This window comes from Aquamicrobium sp. LC103 (assembly GCF_001014615.2).
Classification (GTDB): Bacteria; Pseudomonadota; Alphaproteobacteria; order Rhizobiales; family Rhizobiaceae; genus LBCQ02.
Genome location: NZ_LBCQ02000010.1, coordinates 167,273 through 182,381 on the forward strand (window position 1 = coordinate 167,273; position 15,109 = coordinate 182,381).

Consider the following 15,109-nt stretch of genomic DNA (forward strand, 5'->3'; position numbering starts at 1 on the left):
CCTTCAGCATTCCTTACTTTTAAAGAATAACAAGGAATCCACGTCAAAACAAGGAATCAGCGCGCCAGCTCCTTCAGTCCCAGCCTGATGAGCTTCGCCGAATCGGCGTCCTCGCCGGCGGATTTCATGGCCGCGGCGACGGCGTTCGCGGCGATGTCGCGAGAATAACCGAGATTGGTCAGCGCCGACACCGCATCCGAGACCGGCGCCGGCGCGACGCCTTCGCCCAGCTCCTGCTTCAACCCGATCGTCCCGGTCGCCTCGCCGGCAAAGGCCGGCGCCTTGTTCTTCAGCTCCGTGACGATGCGCTCGGCGACCTTCTTGCCGACACCCGGCGCGCGCGCCACCATCGAAATGTCCCGCAGCGCGATCGCATTGGCGAGATCGGAAGGCGAAAGGGTGGAAAGCACCGCCAGCGCGACCTTGGCGCCCACACCTTGCACGTTGTTCTGCAGCAGGCGGAACCATTCGCGCTCCAGCGCGGTGTGGAAGCCGTAGAGCCGGATCATGTCCTCGCGCACATAGGTCTCGATGAAGAGGACCGCTGCCTCCCCCGCCCCGCCGAGGGCGGAAAGCGTGCGGGCCGAGCAATAGGCGACATAGCCGACGCCGTGGACGTCCACCACGCAATGGTCCTCGCCGATCTCGTCGATGGTTCCCTTGAGTTTTCCGATCATGCCGATTTTCCGATCATGAATGCATATCCGGTGCAATGATCTCCAGATCAGGGAAATACGCCCGATATCGACCCGCGTCTCGGGTCAGCAGGCGATGCCCGGCAACTGAAGCGTGAGCGCCAATCAGAAAGTCGGGCAAGGTGCGGTCACGCGTTCCGCCTCGCGCGCGGTAAAGACGGTGTGCGGTGCCAGCCAGGCTTGCCGCCGAAAATGGAAAATCCTCCCGCCGCGGCTTCAGCCACTCGAATGCGCGAAGAAGCCGTCTTTCGGGCAGTTCCGGATGAGACAGCTCAGCCCAGACGATTGCGCTTAGGACAATAGGTCCGCTTTCAAAGCCATCCCTGAGGGCCGACAGCGACCATGCCCGGGCCGGCAGTCCCGCAGGTCCCAGAATGTCGATCAGAACGTTCGAATCAACGAGAGTCGATGTCGTCACGAGGTCCCCGAAGCCAGTCGATGAATTCCATGCCGTCCATGCCCTTCGTATCGAACGTGTCGGCAACGCTCTCCGCCCACTCATCGAAGCTGGCCGGCGACTCGCCGATATCTGTCGGCCGCTTTTGAAGAACGACAACCGAATTGCGTTCCACAAATTCCACTTCGGACCCGGGCTCGATGCCCAATCGATCCCGAATGGGCTTCGGAATCGTCACCTGGCCTTTTTCCGTCACTCGCATGGTAATACCTCGTCGGTATTACTTACGCCACGAACTGGAACAAGTCAAGAACATCCGTCGCGGGATTCGCCTTCACGCCAGCATCGCGGCCGCGATTCGGCCGGTGGCGCTCTGCCGATGATGAGCGTGGCAGATGGCGATGGCGAGCGCGTCGGCCGCGTCGTCGCTGTCGAAGGCGGCCTTCGGCATAAGCACTTTCACCATCATGTGGATCTGCTTCTTGTCGCCGTGGCCGACGCCGATCACCGCCTTCTTGACCGCGTTCGGCGCATATTCGGAAACCCGCAGCCCCGCCAGCGCCGGTACCAGCATGGCCACGCCGCGCGCCTGACCGAGCTTCAGCGTGGCGGTGGCGTCCTTGTTGACGAATGTCGCCTCCACCGCCGCCTCATGCGGCATGTGGCCATGGAGGATGGCCGAAAGCCCGTCATGGATCTGCCGGAGGCGCGAGGCGAGGTCGGCCTTCTCGTCCGGGCGCACCGTGCCCGAGGCAACGAAGCGCAGCGAATTGCCCAAGGTCTCGACGACCCCCCAGCCGGTGCGGCGAAGGCCCGGATCGATGCCTACTATGCGAATCGCCTGATCCATTGGATGAAACTACTCCTTGCGCGACTGAATGCCATCGAAATGTGAACGAAACGGAAACACGTCTGGCATAGCCATATTCCTACGCTTCTTCTTTCGAACCGCTCGCGAAGCTCCTAAGAGGGGCGCTCGAAATTCCATCCAGAAAATCGGCAGATGACATTTCCAGCCTTCGATATCGCGCTCGTCATCCTTCTCCTCGTCATAACCGTCGCGGGCGTCGCCAAGGGGCTTTCCGGCTTCGGCACCGGGATGATCGTCGCGCCGGTCGCCGGCGCGCTCTACGGGCCGAAGGCGGCGCTGGTGATCGTGGTGATCGCCGATTCGCTGCCGGCAATTCCGGTCACCATACCGGCGCTGAAGCTGGCGAAATGGCGCGAGGTGCTGCCGGTCACGCTTGGCCTTTTCCTGCTTTTTCCCGCGGGCGTCTATCTGCTGACGACCGGCGACCAGAACATGCTGCGCTGGCTCATCTGCCTCGCGATTCTCGCCTGCGTGGCGATCCTCTACACGGGCTGGACCTATCGGGGACCGCGCAACCTCGGGACCTCGTTCGGCGTCGGCAGCGTGGCCGGCGTTCTTTCCGGCATCGCCTCCATTCCGGGGCCGCCCGTCATCGCCTATTGGATGGCGGCCGGCCTTCCCGCCGCGATCGTGCGCGCCAACCTCCTGGCGCTGTTCTTTCTCGGAGAATTCGTCTCGATCGGCAATCTTTGGTTCGCCGGCCTGTTCGAGCGCGACATCGTCATGATCGGCCTTTTGGCAACGCCGTTCTATTTTGCGGGAATTCTGGCCGGCTGGCAGCTTTTCGGCCTGGCGAGCGAGCGCACCTACCGCCTCGTCACCTTCGGGCTGATCGCGCTGGCGGCGCTTCTTGCCATGCCGCTCTTCGACAGGGTCTTCGCGATGCTCGGCGCCGCCCTCGGCTGAGGCTCAGCGCGCGAACGCCGTGTGCAGCAACGTGATCTGGTCGGAAACCGGATTGCCGATGCGCGATGCGCGGGCGACGCCCTGCGCGGAAGCCCCGTAGATTTCCTCGTCCATGCGGCGCACAAGCGCCTGCAGCCTCAGCGACCGCTCGACGATGTCTCTGAAATTCTCGGGCAGCGCGCTCCAATCGGCCGCTTCCTTGGCCGAGGCCGTGTCGAGGCGCACCTTCGACTTTTCGGCGATCACCTGTTCACGGCTCATCTCGCCCGAATTGGCGGCGCGCTGCAGGAGCAGCCAGGAGGCCACCTGCATCAGTCGCGTCGTCAGGCGCATGGATTCGGCTGCATAGAGCGTCGCGGCGGTCCTGGAAAGCTCCCTGGCGTCCACGCGGCCGTCTCCATCGAGATATTCCGCGGCGCGCTCGACCAGACCCATCCCCTGATCGTAAAGCGGCTTGAACGAGTTGGAAAATATGCGCCTTTCGGCGAGCTTGATCATGTTGCTCCCGTCGCGGCCAGGCTCGTTCATCGCGCGCTATCCCCGTCATGCCCATTTCGCGCCGCCTCATGCGACGCACTCCCAGAGGCATCATGCCGCCCGGGAATTTTCCAACCTTATGGCAGCCGAGGATGGTCCTTCCAATCAGGGAAGGCAAGCTTATGTTTAACGAAGGGTTAACATCCACACCTTCGTTCACAGGGCGGTCCGGCACGGGCGAAGGCAAAAAAAAGAGCCACTGGAAAGCGGCTCTCAGGAGTTAAACAGGGAGGCGTCAAACGGAGTGGCCCAGCCACTCGGTAAGAATCCAGATCACTGGATGAACACAGTAAACACCCATAAAGCTTAATGAAGCGTTAACGCTGCCTGTAATTGTCGCAAAACTGTCCCGCAAAGGGACAGCACCTGCAGGCATCAGGACGATCTCGCCCGCTCCCGCAGAACATATTTCTGGATCTTTCCGGTCGAGGTTTTCGGGATTTCGGCGAAGATCACCGCCTTCGGGCATTTGAAGCGCGCCAGGAGGCCGCGACAATGGTCCAGCATCTGCGCTTCGGTGGCCTGCCGGCCAGGCTTCAGCTCGACATAGGCGATCGGCGCCTCGCCCCATTTCTCGTCGGACCGCGCCACGACGGCGCAGAAGGCGACGGCCGGATGCTTGTAGAGCGCGTCCTCCACCTCGATGGAGGAAATGTTCTCGCCGCCCGAGATGATGATGTCCTTGGAGCGGTCCTTGAGCTGGATGTAGCCGTCCGGATGCATCACGCCGAGATCGCCCGAATGGAACCAGCCGCCGGCAAAGGCGTCGTCGGTTGCCGTCCGGTTCTTCAGATAACCCTTCATGACGATGTTGCCGCGGAACATCACCTCCCCCATCGTCTCGCCGTCGGCGGGGACCTCGTCCATCGTCTCGGGGTTCCTCACGCTGAGCCCCTCGAGTGCGGCATAGCGCACGCCCTGCCGCGCCTTCCGCGCGGCCTGGGCCGGTCCCTCGAGCGCGTCCCAGCCGCCATGCCATTCATTGACCACGGCGGGACCGTAGGTCTCCGTCAGCCCATAGAGATGGTTGACCACGAAGCCGGCGTCGGCCATGCCGGCAAGCACGGCTTCGGGAGGCGGCGCCGCGGCCGTGTTGAAGGTGACGGTCTGCGCAAATTCCCGCTTTTCCTCGTCGGCGGCGTTGATCAGCGTCGCCATGACGATCGGCGCCCCGCAGAGATGGGAGACGCCGTGGTCGGCGATCGCGTCGTACATCGCCTTCGCCCTCACCCAGCGCAGGCAGACATGCGTTCCCGCCTGCACGGCGAGCGTCCACGGAAAGCACCAGCCGTTGCAGTGGAACATCGGCAGCGTCCACAGATAGACGGGATTGCGGCCCATGCCGGCATGGATGGTGTTGCTGTAGGCCATCAGCGCCGCGCCGCGATGATGATAGACGACACCTTTCGGGTTGCCGGTCGTTCCGGACGTATAGTTGAGCGAGATCGCATCCCATTCGTCGTCCGGCATCGACCAGGTGAATTCCGGATCGCCTGAGGCGACAAGCTCCTCGTAGTCGAGCGAGCCGATGCGGGAACCCTTCCGATAGGGCGCGTCCTCGGGATATTCCGGATCGTCATAGTCGATCACCAGCGGCTTCACCGTGGCGATGCGGAGAGCCTCGGCGACGACGCCGGAAAATTCGCGGTCGACGATCAGCACCTTGGTCTCGGCGTGGTCGAGCTGGAAGGCGACGATCGCCGCATCGAGCCTGGTGTTGAGCGAATGCAGCACCGCCTTGACCATCGGCACCCCGAAATGCGCCTCCAACATCGGCGGCGTGTTCGACAGCATCACGGTGACGGTGTCGCCCTTGCCGATGCCGCGCACGGCAAGCGCCGAGGCAAGGCGCAGCGAGCGGCGCCAGAACTCGCCGTAGCTCACGCGCATCTCGCCGTGGATGATGGCGGTTTGATCGGGAAACACCTTCGCCGCGCGCTCCAGATAGGACAGCGGCGTCAGCGGCTGGTGGTTCGCCGGGTTCTTGTCGAGATTCTGCTCGTATGGATTGCTCATCGGGTCCTCCGTGGAGCGGAGATTAAGCACAGCGCGGACCGGTCGTCATCAGCCCCAGAGGTCGAACATGCCGTCCCATATGAGCTTCGCCGAGACGATGAAGATCATCCAGTACATGAAGGGATAGAAGACGTCCGGCTTCATCCGCCGCACGAGCCATGCGCCCGTCAGCGTGGCGAAGGGCGCAAGCGGCAGCAGCACGGCCGACGCGGTCAGATTCGTCGCGTCGAACTGCCCGAGCGCGAAATAGGGGACGAGCTTCACCGCGTTGACCACGGCGAAGAAGATCACGCTGGTGCCGACATAGAGCGCGGGCCGCTGCCTGAGCGGCAGCGCGTAGACCTGGTAGGGCGGGCCTCCGGCATGGGCGACGAAGCTGGTGAAGCCGCTGATCGTGCTCCAGAACCAGGCTTTCGGCGCGCTGTGGCTGGTCATGACGGGACTTTTGGCCCAGCGCTGGCTCAGCCAGCGCAGGAAGAAGGCGAGCGCGACGATGCCGACGATGAGGCGCACCGCGCCCGCCGTCACGACCGCCGCCGTCAGCCAGCCTATGCCGATGCCGAGCATTGCGCCCGGCAGCATCAGCCTGAGCGTGACCGGATCGCGCTCCCCGCGCCATGTCCACAGCGAAACCATGTCCATCGCGATGAGGATCGGCAGCATGATCGCAGCCGCCTGCACCGGGGGCACGACCAGCGACATCAGCGGCACGCCGATCAGCGCCATTGCGCCGCCAAGGCCGCCTTTCGACAGGCCGACGAGTATGACCGACGGGATGGCGGCGGCGTAGAACCAGGGATCGGAAAGCAAGGCGTTCATCAGGCGGGCTTCTTTGGTGCCCGACCAATAGCGGCATGGCTGCGAGTTGGCGAGCCCCGTTCGCGCATACTGTTCAAGAGCGGGGCTTTGCTCTATGCCCCATTGCAACCAAGATCGCCCGCGATAAGGCGAATATTCCAGCAGGTTCCCAATGATTGCCACTCCCGCGCCCGACCGCTGCCGCATCGTCCTGATCGCTCCCGACGGTTTCGACACCGAAACGCTCGCCACGAAACTTTCGAGCGCGCTGGCGGGAGGCGATGTCGCCTCGTTGATCCTGCCCGACTACGGAATGGACGAAGCCGCCTTCCAGCGCCGGGCCGAGCGCATCGTGCCGCTCGTGCAGGAGAAGGGCGTGGCGGTGATGATCGCCGGAGATTTTCGCGTGGCGATGCGCACCGGCGCCGACGGGGTTCATCTCGAAGCCCGCAGGAAAGAGCTGGAAGAGGCTATCGAGAAACACCAGGCAAAGCTGATGATCGGCACTGGCGGAGCGAAGACCCGCGACGATGCCCTGGAACTTGGCGAGGCTAGGCCCGACTACATTTTCTTCGGACGCTTCGGCTACGATACCAAGCCCGAGCCGCACTCCAGAAATCTCACGCTCGGCGGATGGTGGTCGGAGATGGTGCAGATCCCCTGTATCGTGCTCGCCGGCTCCGACCTCGCCTCCGTCGAGGCGGTGGCCGCGACCGGTGCCGATTTCGTGGCGCTTTCCTCGGCCGTGTTCGGCGGCGATGCCGATCCGGCCGCGGCCATCCGGCGCGCCAACGCGATTCTTGACGAAAAGGCTCCGCGCTTTGAGGATTGAGTCATGAAAGCCCTGTCGATCGCAATGCTCGCATTCGTCCTGACGGGGATCGCGCCGGCGATCCCGACGGCGCTTGCGGCGGATGGCGATCGGGTGAGCACTCCCGAGACCGAGGGCATCGATCCGGATCGTTTCGGCGGCAGAAAGGGCGACGATGCGTATGGCGCATTCCAGCGCGGCCTCTATCTGACGGCGCTCCACTTCGCCACGCCGCGTGCGGAAGCCGGCGACGCGGCCGCCCAGACGTTGATCGCCGAGATCTATTCGCGCGGCCTCGGCGTGCGCCGCGACGATGCGAAGGCAGCGGAATGGTACGGCAAGGCGGCCGAGCAGGGCGTCATGGAGGCGCAATTCCAGTATTCGATGCTGCTTTACGATGGGCGAGGCATCCAACGCGACACCGATCGCGCCTACGGGATGATGGAAGCGGCCGCGGATGCCGGCCACCGGCTCGCGCAGTTCAACTTCGCGCAATTGGTGACGGCTCGCGAGCCGACGGCACAGGGCATGGCCAAGGCCGTGCGTTATTACGAGCGCGCCGCCCAGGCGGGCGTGCCCGAAGCGCAATATGCCATGGCACAGGTCTATGAGCAGGGCGTCGGCGGCAAGCCCGTGGACATGGCGCAGGCGCGGGACTGGCTGCTCAAGGCGGCGCGGCAGAATTTCGACACGGCCCAGCTCGACCTCGGCACCTGGCTCGTCGAGGGCGTGGGCGGCGACGCCGACCACAAGACCGGTTTCGGATGGCTCATGCGCGCCGCCGCGGGCGGCAACGTCGCCGCGCAGAATCGCCTGGCCAAACTCTATCGCGCCGGCGTCGGAACCGACGCGGACCAGGTCGCAGCCGCCGCATGGTACATGATTGCCCGCCACGCGGGCCTCGTCGATCCGGTCATGGAGGATTACCTCGCCGGGCTCAGCGAGGAGCAGACCCAGCAGGCAACGGAGCGCGTGGACAGGCTTCGCGGCGGCTGACCCTGCCGGCGGCGAAACGGCGCTCCCTCCAAAAGTTCCGCCTCGTTCCGGCCGCCTCTCTTGCCTCCAGGCGTGATTTATGGTCTTGGAAGCCGCGAAACGGCCCCTCGCGGCGCGGACAATCTCTTTCCGAAAGTCGAGCAATGAAAATCAACGGCAACGAAATCCGTCCCGGCAACGTCATCGAGCATGACGGCGGCCTCTGGGTTGCGGTCAAGACCAACGCGGTTAAGCCCGGCAAGGGCGGCGCCTACAACCAGGTCGAATTGAAGAACCTCATCAACGGCACCAAGCTCAACGAGCGTTTCCGCGCCGCCGAGACGGTCGAGAAGGTGCGGCTCGAGCAGAAGGACTTCACCTTCCTCTACGAGCAGGGCGAAGCGCTGGTCTTCATGGACACCGAGAGCTATGAGCAGCTCGAACTCGACAAGGATTTCGTCGGCGAGCGCGCCGCCTTCCTGCAGGACGGCATGACGGTCACCGTGGAACTCCACGAGGAACGCCCGATCGGCGTTTCCCTGCCCGACCAGGTCACGCTGACCATTGCCGAGGCCGATCCGGTCGTGAAGGGCCAGACGGCGGCGTCCTCCTACAAGCCCGCCGTCCTCGAAAACGGCGTGCGCGTTCTGGTGCCGCCCTTCATCTCGTCAGGCGAGAAGATCATCGTCGACACCAACGAAATCACCTATATCCGCCGCGCCGACTAAGGCGCGCCGGAGACCCATTCAGGAGACCGATCCTCATGGCGCGCTCGGCGATCATCAATGTCATGGTGCAGACGGCCATGAAGGCCGGCCGGTCGCTGGCGCGCGATTTCGGCGAGGTGCAGAACCTGCAGGTTTCGCTGAAGGGACCGGGCGACTATGTCAGCCAGGCCGACCGCAAGGCCGAGGAGATCATCTATCAGGAGCTCTCCCGCGCCCGCCCCGGCTATTCCTTCCTGATGGAGGAGCGCGGCACGGTCCCCGGCGATGACGACCAGCATCGCTGGATCGTCGACCCGCTCGACGGCACCACCAATTTCCTGCACGGAATTCCGATCTTCTCGATCTCGATCGCGCTGGAGCGTCAGGGACAGATCGTCGCCGGCGTCATCTACAATCCGGCGATGGACGAACTCTACACCGCCGAACGCGGCGGCGGTGCCTTCATGAACGACCGCCGCCTGCGCGTCGCCGGACGGGCGAAGCTTTCCGACGCCGTCATCGGCACCGGGATTCCGCATCTCGGGCGCGGCCATCACGGCCACGCGCTCATCGACCTGCGCAACGTGATGGGCGAGGTAGCGGGCATCCGGCGGCTGGGTTCGGCCGCCCTCGACCTCGCCTATGTCGCGGCCGGCCGCATGGACGGCTTCTTCGAGGACGCGCTCGCGCCCTGGGACATGGCGGCGGGCATCCTGATGGTGCGGGAAGCCGGCGGCTTCGCCTCCGACCGCGACGGCGGTCAGGAGATGTTCGACAACGGCACGATCGTCGCCGGCAACGAGCAGATGCACAAATCGCTGCTCAAAACCTTGCAGCAGCGCAAGGGCTGACGCCTCACGCGCCTGCCCGCCTCGCGGCGATGAATTCGCGGCCCGACCGGGCGACGCCCTCCGGAGTGGTGACCGGCGGCCGCCAGTCGAACGTCTTGATGAAATCGGCGGGATCGACGACGATGTCGCTGAAGAGCGTCGCGGCGACATGCGATTTGCCGGCGAGCCGGGCGACGAATTCCAGAGCCGACGGCGCGACCGGAACCAGCCGCTTCGACATTCCCATGCCCTCGCGCAGATACGCGATGATGTCGGCGAGCGAAACGATCTCCTCGTCCGCGATTTCGTAGCTGCCGCCGCCTTCGCCGCGCAGCCCCGCCTCGACGGAGGCGACGATCGCGCTGCAAAGATTTTCCACCGCGCACAGCGAGCGCCTGTTCCTTATCGCGCCGAACGGCAGCGGCAGCCCGGTCGCGGCGAGGCGCTGCAGCCGCCGCCAGTTGGCCGCGGCGTTGTGGGCGTAGACGAGCGACGGCCGCAGCACGATCCCCGTCTGTCCGGAATGTTCATTGAGGCGAAGAACATGCGCCTCGCTCAGCAGTTTCGAACGGGCGTAGGCGGAAGGCCGCACCTCGGCCAGCTTGGCGAAGATCGAGCTCACCAGCACCATCGCGCGAATGCCGGCCTCCTCGGCCGCCTTCGTCAATCGTTCCGTGCCGCGGTCGTTGATCTCGAAATAGGCGTCGTCATCGCCGGCGCCCGTGTCGCGATGCGCGAGCCCGGCCAGATGCACGACCGCGTCCGCGCCCGAGAGGGCTTCGCGCCAGTCGGTCGCGGCGCCGATCTCGCCGACGTGGACCGAGGATGGGTCGCCGCCCCCCGGCCTGCGGCCGGCCTCGACCACGGCATGGCCGCGCTCGCGCAGCACGACGACGAGCCTGCGGCCGATGAAGCCGGTGGCTCCGGTTACGACTATCCTGGCGGCGGGCGCCGATATTGATTTCTCTGTTTCCGCGCGAGCGGAAGCCGATGACAAAAGCGACGTCATTCGTTCGCTGATACCCCCCGGTCAAAAGCTTACGAAAGTTCTTGACCGGCCTCTTACACGCCTTTCAATTTTGTCACAATTCCGTTTAGACTCACGGTCACCTTAAAGGCTGATAATCGCCGGCAGTGCCGAAATCCATTCAGGGGCGTCTCAATGGCATTTCTCAGAACGCTGGGAGCGGAAGGTTTGACGGATGGCGCGGAATATGATCCGCGCAAATTGTCGAGCCCTCAGGTCTTTCTTTTGTCCATGCTCGTCTTCCTGGCGATCTCAGGCTTCGTCGCGGCGATCCTCTATCGCCAGATCGCCTCGGCTTTCCAGACCAATCCGGGACTGAACGGGCTGATCTTCGGCGTGCTCGCCGTCGGCATCCTTCTCGTCTTCGCCCAGGTCATCCGCCTGTTCCGCGAGGTGCGCTGGGTCAATTCCTTCCGTGCCGGCACGGAAGCCACGGAACCGGTGCTGCTCGCGCCGATGAAAGCGCTTCTGAGCCGATCCTCGGCGATGGCGCTGTCGACCAACTCGATGCGTTCGATCCTCGATTCCATCGCGACCCGTCTCGACGAAAGCCGCGACACCTCGCGCTACCTGATCGGACTGCTCGTCTTCCTCGGCCTGCTCGGCACGTTCTGGGGCCTGCTGCAGACGATCGGCTCCATCGGCGAGACGATCCAGTCGCTCGACCCCGGCACGGGCGACACCAATGACGTACTCAATGCCTTGAAGGCCGGCCTTTCCGCGCCGCTTTCCGGCATGGGGACGGCTTTCTCGTCGTCGCTGTTCGGCCTTTCCGGCTCGCTGATCCTCGGCTTCCTCGATCTCCAGGCCGGCCGCGCGCAGACGCGGTTCTACACCGAGCTCGAAAACTGGCTTTCGACCGTCACCGACCTCGGCTCCGACCTGGCGGTCGATCCGACCAAGGTCACCTCGACCGAGGAGATAAAGATTCTCTCCGAAAGGCTGCGCGCCGTTCAGGAAGCAGGCGGCGCCGGCAATCCGCGCGTGGCGGCATCCATGGCCAATCTCGCCGACGGCATCACCGGACTGGTCAAGAGCATGCGCTCCGAGCAGCAGATGATGCGCGATTGGGTCGAGGCGCAGTCGAACGAACAGAGGGAGATGCGCAGGACGCTGGACAAGCTCGCCGAAGCGCTGACGCAACGGGAGAAGACCTGAGATGGCGCTGGCGCGCAGCCGTCGCCGCGAGCGCGGAATCGACTACTGGCCTGGCTTCGTCGACGCGCTGTCGACGCTGCTTCTGGCGATCATGTTCCTGCTTTCGGTCTTCGTGCTGGCGCAGTTCCTGCTGAGCCAGGAGATCAGCGGCCGCGACCAGGTCCTCACCAGGCTCAATTCGCAGATCAACGAGCTGACGCAGCTGCTTGCGCTGGAACGTTCCAATTCCCAGGACATGGAGGATTCGCTGTCGAGCTTGCGCGCCTCGCTCTCGGAGGCCGAAAGCGAGCGCAGCCGGCTGGAACAGCTTCTCACCGCCGGCCAGGGCGCCGGCGCAGCGGCCGAATCACGCATCGGCAATCTCACCGGCGAACTCGATCAGGAACGGCAGCTGAGCCAGCGCGCGCTGAGCCAGGTCGAGCTTCTCAACCAGCAGATCGCCGCGCTGCGCAGCCAGATCGGAGCGCTGGAGGCGGCGCTGGACGCCTCCGAGACCAAGGACCGCGAATCGAACGCCAAGATCGCCGATCTCGGCCGCCGGCTCAACGTGGCGCTCGCCCAGAGGGTGCAGGAGCTCAACCGCTACCGGTCGGACTTCTTCGGCCGCCTGCGCGAGATCCTTTCCGACCGCGAGAACATCCGCATCGTCGGCGACCGCTTCGTCTTCCAGTCGGAGGTGCTGTTTCCCTCCGGTTCCGAGGTGATCAACGAACAGGGGCGCGAGGAGATGCGCAAGCTCGCCGGCGCCATCCTGGACCTCCAGCGCGAGATCCCGCCGGAGATCAACTGGGTGCTGCGCGTCGACGGCCACACCGACACGGTGCCGCTGTCGGGCACCGGGCGCTACCGGGACAATTGGGAGCTTTCCTCCGCGCGCGCGACCTCGGTCGTCAAGTTCCTGATTGAGAACGGCGTTCCCGCCAACCGGCTGGTCGCCGCCGGGTTCGGAGAGTTCCAGCCGCTCGACGGGACCGACACGGCCGACGCGCGCACCCGCAACCGCCGCATAGAGCTGAAGCTGACGGAGCGGTAGTTCATCGCACGAGCCGAACGTCGAGGCCCGCTATATCGAGCCACGCCTGATCGGTCGTCAGCGCAGGCACACCGAGCTTGATGGCCAATGCCATGCAGGAACGATCGCCGAGCCCGCTGCCGTGCTCTCGCGTCGCGGTCGCGAGTTGTGCTGCCTCGAACGCATCCTCCGCCGTGTGCGGCTGCACATCGAGATGCAGCTCCGCGATTATCTCCCTCGCGATGGGCATATCTATGCCGTTCGCAAGCAGCTCCTTTACGACCTCGTGCAGATTGACAGCCGAGATCGCCGCATCGTCGACCTGCTTTCCTATGATGTCCGCGCCAGGCTCGTCCCGCAGCAACGCGATGACGGCCGAAGCGTCGAGCACGACCTTCGCCATGGGTCAGTCGCGCTCGCGATCGGCCAGGAACTCGTCGGAGCTCCTGCCCGGCCTGGCATGCGCGCGATAAAGCGCCTGAGCGCGGGCAATGCTGCTCGACAGCGGCGACAACCGAAGCTCTCCGTCTTGCACGGTGAGGATCAGCCGGCTCTCTCCCTCGATCCCGAGCGCCTCGCGCACTGACCGGGGCAACACCATCCGCCCGTTGGCGGCTATCTTCACATCGGTGACAAGTTCAACCATCTTCCATCCCGATCTGACCTCATGGCAGTATCCATATAATGCCACAAAACGAAGAATGCCATAATCACTTGTCGGACCCCACGCTACCTTGTCAGGCGCAATTTCGGGCGCTTCCGTCACCAGGCAGGACGCTCTATATCCCTTCTTCCCACAGCAAATCAGGAATGTTCCATGTCCTTCGCAAAGCTCGATGATCTCTGCCGCCGCCTTGACGCGCTCGAACACGCGCTGGCCATCCTCGGCGCGGACGAGGCGACCCACATGGCGGTCGGCGGCGGCGAAGCGCGCGCGGAAGCCATGTCGACACTGTCCGGCATGTATCACCGTCAGGCGACGGCGCCCGAGATCGAAGACTGGCTCGCTGCCGCCGAGAAGGAAGCGCTGAACGAGGAGCAGGCCGCCGCGATCACCGAATTCCACAGGCGCTACGTCAACCTGACCTGCCTGCCGGCCGAGTTCGTGGAGCGCCAGACCCGGGCGCGCATGCGCTGCGAGCAGCTTTGGCGCGACCTGCGGGCCAAGAACGACTGGGCCGGCTTCCTGCCGGCGCTGGAAGGCATCGTCGAACTCGTGCGCGAGGAGGCCGCCATGCGCGCCGACGTGCTCGGGCTCGATCCCTACGACGCGCTGATGGAGCAATACGATCCCGGCAACCGCGCCGCCGAAATCGGAGAGGTCTTCTCCGAGCTGAAGCACTTCCTGGTCGACTTCGTGCCGAAGGCGCTCGACGTGCAGGAACGCCGGCTCGCGGACCGTCCCTTGCGTCCGCTTGCCGGCGCCTACCCGATCGAGAAGCAGCGCGAGCTCGGACTTGCGATGATGAACGCCGTCGGTTTCGACCTCACCCGCGGCAGCCTTTCGGTCTCCCACCATCCTTTCTGCGGCGGGGTGCCTACCGACGTCCGCATCACCACCCGCTACAAGACCTCCGAATTCCTCTCCTCGCTGATGGGCGTGCTGCACGAGACCGGCCATGCGCTCTACGAGCAGGGCCTGCCCCGCGAATGGGCGCACTGGCCGCTCGGCAAGGCGCGCGGCATGGCCATCCACGAAAGCCAGAGCCTGTTCGTGGAAAAGCAGATCGGCCGCAACCCGGCATTCTGGGATTGGGCGCTGCCGGTGGTGGAGCGTCATCTCGGCGAAAGCTGGTCGAAAGAGGATATCCTCGCCTACGTCCACCGGGTGGAGCGCGGATTGATCCGGGTCGACGCCGACGAGGTCACCTACCCGCTCCACGTCATCCTGCGCTTCGAGCTCGAACAGGAGCTGATCGCCGGGCGGCTCGAGGTCCGCGACCTGCCGGAGGCCTGGGATGCCAAGATGCGCGACTATCTCGGCCTTTCGACGCTCGACAATCCGGCCGACGGACCGATGCAGGACGTCCATTGGCCGAGCGGCGCCTTCGGCTACTTCCCATCCTACACGCTCGGCGCGATGATCGCGGCACAGCAATGGGCGGCGATCGAGCGCGAGCATCCCGGAATAGACGACGAGATCGCCGAGGGCCGGTTCGAGACGGTCAACGAATGGCGCCGCGCTTGGATCTGGTCGCAGGCCTCGCGCTGGTCCACGCCCGAGCTCATCGAGCGCGCCACCGGCGAGCCGCTGAACGTCGATCACTTCCGCCGGCATCTCGAGGCGCGGTACGGCGGATAGGCTGTCCGCCTCGTGCGTGGATTGCTTCACTTCCCTCTTGCCGAGGTCTCCAAACCGTTCGACATTG

General features: G+C 64.7%; 18 protein-coding genes. 8 read left to right on the forward strand and 10 right to left on the reverse strand.

Annotated elements, in window-relative coordinates; genetic code table 11:
- Nucleotides 1-56: 56 nt before the first annotated feature.
- From ruvA to ruvC, 4 genes are all read right to left on the reverse strand, one after another.
- Nucleotides 57-677 carry a Holliday junction branch migration protein RuvA gene (gene ruvA / locus XW59_RS19815; RefSeq protein ID WP_047147394.1) on the reverse strand — a complete coding sequence of 207 codons (621 nt, stop codon included), beginning with the start codon at nt 675-677 and terminating at the stop codon, nt 57-59.
- A gap of 13 nt (nt 678-690) precedes the next feature.
- On the reverse strand, nt 691-1,113 hold the full coding sequence (locus XW59_RS19820; RefSeq protein ID WP_136068384.1) for a type II toxin-antitoxin system VapC family toxin: 423 nt from the start codon (nt 1,111-1,113) through the stop codon (nt 691-693).
- The gene (locus XW59_RS19825; RefSeq protein ID WP_047147395.1) at nt 1,091-1,354 is read right to left on the reverse strand and encodes an AbrB/MazE/SpoVT family DNA-binding domain-containing protein; all 264 of its coding nucleotides are present in this window, start codon (nt 1,352-1,354) and stop codon (nt 1,091-1,093) included. The genes XW59_RS19820 and XW59_RS19825 overlap by 23 nt, the downstream gene beginning before the upstream one ends.
- Before the next feature lie 72 nt (nt 1,355-1,426).
- Nucleotides 1,427-1,942, reverse strand: a complete 516-nt coding sequence (ruvC, locus tag XW59_RS19830; RefSeq protein ID WP_047147396.1) for a crossover junction endodeoxyribonuclease RuvC — start codon at nt 1,940-1,942, stop codon at nt 1,427-1,429.
- 153 nt (nt 1,943-2,095) lie between these two features.
- Between ruvC and XW59_RS19835 the strand changes: the two genes are divergently transcribed.
- The gene (locus XW59_RS19835) at nt 2,096-2,869 is read left to right on the forward strand and encodes a sulfite exporter TauE/SafE family protein (protein WP_047147397.1); all 774 of its coding nucleotides are present in this window, start codon (nt 2,096-2,098) and stop codon (nt 2,867-2,869) included.
- 3 nt (nt 2,870-2,872) lie between these two features.
- Here the strand turns inward: XW59_RS19835 and XW59_RS19840 are convergent, their stop codons facing one another.
- The 3 genes from XW59_RS19840 to XW59_RS19850 all read right to left on the reverse strand — a co-directional run bounded on the left by XW59_RS19840 (nt 2,873) and on the right by XW59_RS19850 (nt 6,241).
- On the reverse strand, nt 2,873-3,397 hold the full coding sequence (locus XW59_RS19840; protein WP_047147398.1) for a DUF1465 family protein: 525 nt from the start codon (nt 3,395-3,397) through the stop codon (nt 2,873-2,875).
- A gap of 384 nt (nt 3,398-3,781) precedes the next feature.
- Complete coding sequence (locus tag XW59_RS19845) at nt 3,782-5,422, reverse strand: acyl-CoA synthetase (protein ID WP_047147399.1); 1,641 nt, start codon at nt 5,420-5,422, stop codon at nt 3,782-3,784.
- A 48-nt stretch (nt 5,423-5,470) separates the two neighbouring features.
- Nucleotides 5,471-6,241: a sulfite exporter TauE/SafE family protein gene (locus XW59_RS19850; protein WP_047147400.1), complete on the reverse strand. Its 771-nt coding sequence runs from the start codon at nt 6,239-6,241 to the stop codon at nt 5,471-5,473.
- Between the two features lie 151 nt (nt 6,242-6,392).
- Here XW59_RS19850 and XW59_RS19855 point away from each other — a divergent pair, with 151 nt between their 5' ends.
- The 4 genes from XW59_RS19855 to XW59_RS19870 all read left to right on the forward strand — a co-directional run bounded on the left by XW59_RS19855 (nt 6,393) and on the right by XW59_RS19870 (nt 9,564).
- Nucleotides 6,393-7,052: a thiamine phosphate synthase gene (locus tag XW59_RS19855; protein ID WP_047147401.1), complete on the forward strand. Its 660-nt coding sequence runs from the start codon at nt 6,393-6,395 to the stop codon at nt 7,050-7,052.
- A 3-nt stretch (nt 7,053-7,055) separates the two neighbouring features.
- Nucleotides 7,056-8,027: a tetratricopeptide repeat protein gene (locus XW59_RS19860; RefSeq protein ID WP_052958317.1), complete on the forward strand. Its 972-nt coding sequence runs from the start codon at nt 7,056-7,058 to the stop codon at nt 8,025-8,027.
- 143 nt (nt 8,028-8,170) lie between these two features.
- Nucleotides 8,171-8,734 carry an elongation factor P gene (gene efp, locus XW59_RS19865; protein ID WP_047147402.1) on the forward strand — a complete coding sequence of 188 codons (564 nt, stop codon included), beginning with the start codon at nt 8,171-8,173 and terminating at the stop codon, nt 8,732-8,734.
- Nucleotides 8,735-8,769: 35 nt separating this feature from the next.
- The gene (locus tag XW59_RS19870) at nt 8,770-9,564 is read left to right on the forward strand and encodes an inositol monophosphatase family protein (RefSeq protein ID WP_047147403.1); all 795 of its coding nucleotides are present in this window, start codon (nt 8,770-8,772) and stop codon (nt 9,562-9,564) included.
- A 4-nt stretch (nt 9,565-9,568) separates the two neighbouring features.
- Here the strand turns inward: XW59_RS19870 and XW59_RS19875 are convergent, their stop codons facing one another.
- The gene (locus XW59_RS19875) at nt 9,569-10,552 is read right to left on the reverse strand and encodes an NAD-dependent epimerase/dehydratase family protein (protein WP_052958319.1); all 984 of its coding nucleotides are present in this window, start codon (nt 10,550-10,552) and stop codon (nt 9,569-9,571) included.
- Nucleotides 10,553-10,705: 153 nt separating this feature from the next.
- On the opposite strand from XW59_RS19875, the gene XW59_RS19880 reads away from it, so the two are divergent.
- Nucleotides 10,706-11,728: a MotA/TolQ/ExbB proton channel family protein gene (locus XW59_RS19880; protein WP_047147404.1), complete on the forward strand. Its 1,023-nt coding sequence runs from the start codon at nt 10,706-10,708 to the stop codon at nt 11,726-11,728.
- A 1-nt stretch (nt 11,729) separates the two neighbouring features.
- Nucleotides 11,730-12,761, forward strand: coding sequence for a peptidoglycan -binding protein (locus XW59_RS19885; protein WP_047147405.1), 1,032 nt, complete (start codon nt 11,730-11,732; stop codon nt 12,759-12,761).
- Nucleotide 12,762: 1 nt separating this feature from the next.
- Here the strand turns inward: XW59_RS19885 and XW59_RS19890 are convergent, their stop codons facing one another.
- Both XW59_RS19890 and XW59_RS19895 read right to left on the reverse strand, forming a co-directional pair.
- Nucleotides 12,763-13,143: a type II toxin-antitoxin system VapC family toxin gene (locus XW59_RS19890; RefSeq protein ID WP_047147406.1), complete on the reverse strand. Its 381-nt coding sequence runs from the start codon at nt 13,141-13,143 to the stop codon at nt 12,763-12,765.
- 3 nt (nt 13,144-13,146) lie between these two features.
- Nucleotides 13,147-13,386, reverse strand: a complete 240-nt coding sequence (locus XW59_RS19895; RefSeq protein WP_047147407.1) for an AbrB/MazE/SpoVT family DNA-binding domain-containing protein — start codon at nt 13,384-13,386, stop codon at nt 13,147-13,149.
- 171 nt (nt 13,387-13,557) lie between these two features.
- On the opposite strand from XW59_RS19895, the gene XW59_RS19900 reads away from it, so the two are divergent.
- Nucleotides 13,558-15,042, forward strand: coding sequence for a carboxypeptidase M32 (locus tag XW59_RS19900; RefSeq protein WP_047147408.1), 1,485 nt, complete (start codon nt 13,558-13,560; stop codon nt 15,040-15,042).
- Nucleotides 15,043-15,109 lie beyond the last annotated feature (67 nt).